Genomic DNA, 4245 nt, shown 5'->3' on the forward strand with positions numbered 1-4245 from the left:
TGAAGCTGCTGGCCGCCTCCTTGAATATCTTCCGCCATATTCACCTGACCTGAACCCCATAGAGCATAAATGGGCGCAGGCAAAGGCCCTCAGAAGAAAACTCGGCTGTTCGACAGATGAACTTTTTCAGCAACCCTGCTTGCAGTCAGTTTATTGTGCTACGGCTATAATCGGCACTTGTCATGAACGACCGAGCATGAGGGGCATTTCCCGCATGCTCGGTGTCAGCCGGCAGGCCCTTGCTTCCTGGCTCAAAAAAAAGACGCGGCCAATCCAGCGTTAGAATAGACATTGCTTCCATCTCAGAAGGATGATGTCTTGGAGCTGGATGAAATGTGGTCGTTTGTTTTGAAACAGACGGACAAATGCTGGCTGTGGATTGCCATCTGCCGCAGGACGCGCCAAGCTGTGGCTTTTGTTCTTGGCGGCCGGAGCGAGCGTCGTGCAGAATGCTCTGGGCAGCGTATTCCATTGTCCTATAAAACATGCCGGACTTTCAGCGATTTTTGGAGCGCGTATTGCAAGGTCTTTCCAAAAGAGACGCGCAGCAGTGTTGGCAAGGAGACTGGGAAGACCTGTCGTGTCGAGCGATGGAATAACACCTGCCGCCAGTCAAACGCCAGGTATACTCGGAAAACATTGTCGTTTTCAAAAACAGCTTATTTTCATGAACTCGCAACACGCCTCTTTATTGTCCGCTACAATCTGAAATTAAGGGCATCACTTTCTATTTAACCACCACCCAGCCTGGCTTTGGAAACATCGATTCCGAGGATGCGCATCTGACTGACACTCATGATAAAACCTCCTGCGCACTTAACCTTGCGAATGCGGGCTTCCGGCGGGCCGGGCCATTGACACTGTCCAAGCTCCAGCAGGAAAAAACTGGAGACACCGGTGTGTTGTCTGCGTCGCGGACTCTTCGGCCCAAGGGGCGAAAAATTTTTCGCCCTTGCTACTTCACCAGCTGATTCATCTCAAAGATCGGCAGCAGGATGGACATGACGATGAAGCCGACCGCCATGCCCATCGCCAGGATCATAATCGGCTCAATCATCGAGGTCATGGCCATGACCTTGGCCTCCACCTCCTTCTCGTAGCTGTCCGCCGCCTTTTCCAGCATCTTGTCGAGCGAGCCGCTCTGCTCGCCCACTGCAATCATCTGCACCAGCATCGGCGTGAAATAGGGATTGCCGCGCAGGAAGCCGGACAGGTTCTTGCCTTTTTGCAGCTCTTCTCCCGCTTGTTCCAGCACCTCGGCCAGCAGCACGTTGTTGAGGATGTTCTTGACGATTTGCAGCGAAGTGACCAGCGGCACGCCCGCCTGCAGCAGGCTAGCCATAGTCCGTCCCAGCGAGGCGGCAGCGATTTTGACGTTCAGATCCTTGATCAGCGGCAGGGTCAGCTTCATTTTGTCCCAGATGCGCCTGCCGGACTGCGTTTGCAGGAAAAAGAAACGCAGGCCGAAAAATGCAGCGGCCAGCAGGATCAGCACCAGCCACCACCATCCTTGAAGAAAGGTGCTGATCTGAATCAAGATCGTGGTGGGCAGAGGCAGAGCCTGCTTGCGGTCGATGAATACTTTGGTGATTGAGGGTATGACAAAGGTGATCAGCGCGAAAAGCACGCCGATCCCGACCAAGGCCATGAAAATCGGGTAGATCAGCGCGGCGGCGATACGCGAGCGCATCGCCTGCTGCCGTTCGCCGAACTCCGCCAGCCGGTCCAGCACCACGTCCAAGGAGCCGGAAGCCTCGCCCGCATGGACCATGTTCACATAGACCTTCGAGAAAAGGCGCGGATGCTCAGCCAGCGCGTCGGTCAGCGAGTTGCCCTCGTTGACCGCATCCTTGATCTGGGCGATGATGGTCTGGAGCGATTTGCTGCTGGTCTGCTCGATCAAACCGGTGAGCGCAGGCACCAAGGGAATGCCCGCGCCCAGCAGTGTCGCAAGCTGGCGGGTGGCGACGTGAAGTTCCTGCTGTTTGACCCGCGCCCTGCCTTGAAGACTGAAGAAGCTGCCTACTCCCGCGCCCTGCTTGCTCCCCCGGCGGCCTTTCGGTGCTGTCTCTTTGATCTCAACCGGATATTTGCCAAGCTGACGGATCTTCTGCCGGGCGATCGGCAGCGAGTCCGCATCCAGAACGCCTTTGTGTTTTTTCCCAGCCGCATCAAGGGCGGTGTATTCGTAAACAGGCATTTATTCGCTCAACTTTTCCAAGGTGTTCCCAGTCTGGCCCGCAGCGCGGCGGCAAACTGTCCATCCGCCCGGAGAGAAACAAACTCCAGCGGCGAGCGTCCTGTTTTCCACGCCAGATAAAACGCAGCCAGCAACGCGGCTGCCGTGACCAGCAGATTCGGCCAAGCGTTCAAGGCCCATTGGCCGTCCCATGTCCATTGCCAAGCTTTTGAGAAAGGCCAGAGATACGGCAACGGCCACTGAAAGCCGTCCGGCCCGCGCGAGCCGACCAGATCGCAGAACAGATGCAGATGGAAGACGGTCAGGCTCAAGAGGGCGGCAGCTGTCCGCCGCTGTTTCGCGCATAGAAGGGTGAACGCGGCCAGCAATGCGCCGAAGGCCGCGTTATGTCCCAGCAGATGATGATATTCTCCCCACCATTGCAAGGGCCTGCTGCTGTTTCTGGTCAGAAAATCAGCGATGATGCCCAAGCCGTCCATGTCTGGGGCAATGCCGCCGCACGTGACCAGCAGCCGTTCGCGGCGGTCAAGCTGGACAGTGTTGGCAGTCAGCCAGCTGAGAAGAAAATGCGAGACCGGACTCATGCGGAAGATGAAGTTGATTTTCTTGCGGCGGCATTGCACAAGGAATAGCAGCATTCCGCCAACTTTTCAAGAGAATTAAAGCGGCGCAGACCGCCGCCGAGATTGATCAGAGCGAAGCCTGCTGCTCTTCGCTGGCAGCTGCATGCACGAAAAGGAGTCCAGAAGGAGAGCGCATCGGATCCGGGGCCGCCCTCTGCCCCGGATCCGGCAGACGGAGAAGAATCACTTCTCAAACGGCTTGGGCGGCGGGGTCTTGTCCGAAGACGGCGGCAGGATCGGCAGGGTGAATGAAGGCTGCTCGCCGGTCAGACTCTTGAGGAAGGCGACAATTTGCGCATTCTCCTCGTCCGTCAGCTTCTTGCCAAGCTGGAGGCGGCCCATCGTCTCCACGGCCTTGCTCAAGGTCGCGGCCTCGCCGTCGTGGAAATACGGATAGGTCAGCTCGACATTGCGCAGGTTCGGCACCTTGAACATCAGCCGGTCCTCGTCCTTGCCAGTGACAGCCTTTCTGCCTTCCGCCGGGCTGCTGGTTTTATACTCTTCGACCATGCCCATTTTATGGAAGGTGCCGCCGCCGACCGATGTGCCGTAGTGACAGGACACGCAGCCGGACTCCTTGAACAGCTTGTAGCCGGCCAGCTCCTGATCGGTCAGGGCTTTGGCATCGCCCAGCAGCCATTTGTCAAAGCGTGAGTTCGGCGTGACCAAGGTTTTCTCAAACTCGGCAATTGCGTCTGTCATGCGGTCAATGTTGATGCTGTCATCGCCATAAACCTGCTTGAACTCAGTCACATAGCCAGGGATTGACTTCACCACGCCTTCGGCCAGCTCATGGGTGAAGGCCATCTCGCCTGGATTGGCAATCGGGCCGCCAGCCTGCGCCTTCAGGTTCTCGGCCCGGCCATCCCAGAACTGAACAAAGTTCAGGCTGGAATTGAGCACGGTCGGGGCGTTGATCGGCCCTTGCTGCCAGTTATGGCCAATGGAGGTTTTGAGGTTGTCCGAGCCGCCCATGCTCAGGTTGTGGCAGGAGTTGCAGGAGATGAAGCCGGACTTGGACAGACGCGGATCAAAAAAGAGCTTCTTGCCCAGCTCAGCTTTCGCCTGATTGACATCAGCAGGCAGGGTGATCGGTTTGATCGGCTCCTCGGCCCAAGCGGCTCCAGCTGCCAGAACTGCGGTCAAGACAGCTGCCGACACGACACGTTTCTTCACAGTCATTTCGTCTTCTTCCTCCTGTTTTTATGATTGGAAAGCTGCTGCTGTTTTTGATTGTTATTGTAAGGGCGCAACTGCGGCGAAGTCAAATGAAACTGCGAAAAAATAAACAGGCCATGCGGCAGGTCATCGTTCAGGCGTTTGCGGGCCGTCTCTTTGACGCTGGGAACTGTCAGCTGTTTTTTTCGGGTGGTGGTCGAACAGCAAGTGATGCTCTCAAGTTGAGATTGCAGCGGACAATGA

The 4245-nt window shown here is 56.6% G+C and carries 5 protein-coding genes and 1 pseudogene; 2 read left to right on the forward strand and 4 right to left on the reverse strand.

Annotated features, from left to right (window positions below):
* Positions 1 to 100, forward strand: a pseudogene (locus ACNKID_RS10610) (transposase); the annotation flags it as partial.
* 218 nt (positions 101 to 318) lie between these two features.
* Complete coding sequence (locus ACNKID_RS10615) at positions 319 to 735, forward strand: IS1 family transposase (protein ID WP_417913406.1); 417 nt, start codon at positions 319 to 321, stop codon at positions 733 to 735.
* Positions 736 to 955: 220 nt separating this feature from the next.
* Here the strand turns inward: ACNKID_RS10615 and gspF are convergent, their stop codons facing one another.
* The 4 genes from gspF to ACNKID_RS10635 form a co-directional block, all read right to left on the reverse strand.
* Positions 956 to 2200 (reverse strand): type II secretion system inner membrane protein GspF, encoded by a 1245-nt coding sequence (gene gspF / locus ACNKID_RS10620; protein ID WP_417913407.1) that lies wholly within the window; start codon positions 2198 to 2200, stop codon positions 956 to 958.
* Between the two features lie 8 nt (positions 2201 to 2208).
* Positions 2209 to 2838, reverse strand: a complete 630-nt coding sequence (locus tag ACNKID_RS10625) for a metal-dependent hydrolase (protein WP_417913408.1) — start codon at positions 2836 to 2838, stop codon at positions 2209 to 2211.
* 168 nt (positions 2839 to 3006) lie between these two features.
* Positions 3007 to 4005 carry a cytochrome-c peroxidase gene (locus ACNKID_RS10630; RefSeq protein WP_417913409.1) on the reverse strand — a complete coding sequence of 333 codons (999 nt, stop codon included), beginning with the start codon at positions 4003 to 4005 and terminating at the stop codon, positions 3007 to 3009.
* A partial coding sequence (locus ACNKID_RS10635) for a hypothetical protein (RefSeq protein ID WP_417913410.1) occupies positions 4002 to 4245 on the reverse strand: 244 nt, incomplete at its 5' end. The genes ACNKID_RS10630 and ACNKID_RS10635, both read right to left, overlap by 4 nt.

Source organism: Candidatus Electronema sp. TJ (assembly GCF_048287355.1).
GTDB lineage: Bacteria > Desulfobacterota > Desulfobulbia > Desulfobulbales > Desulfobulbaceae > Electronema.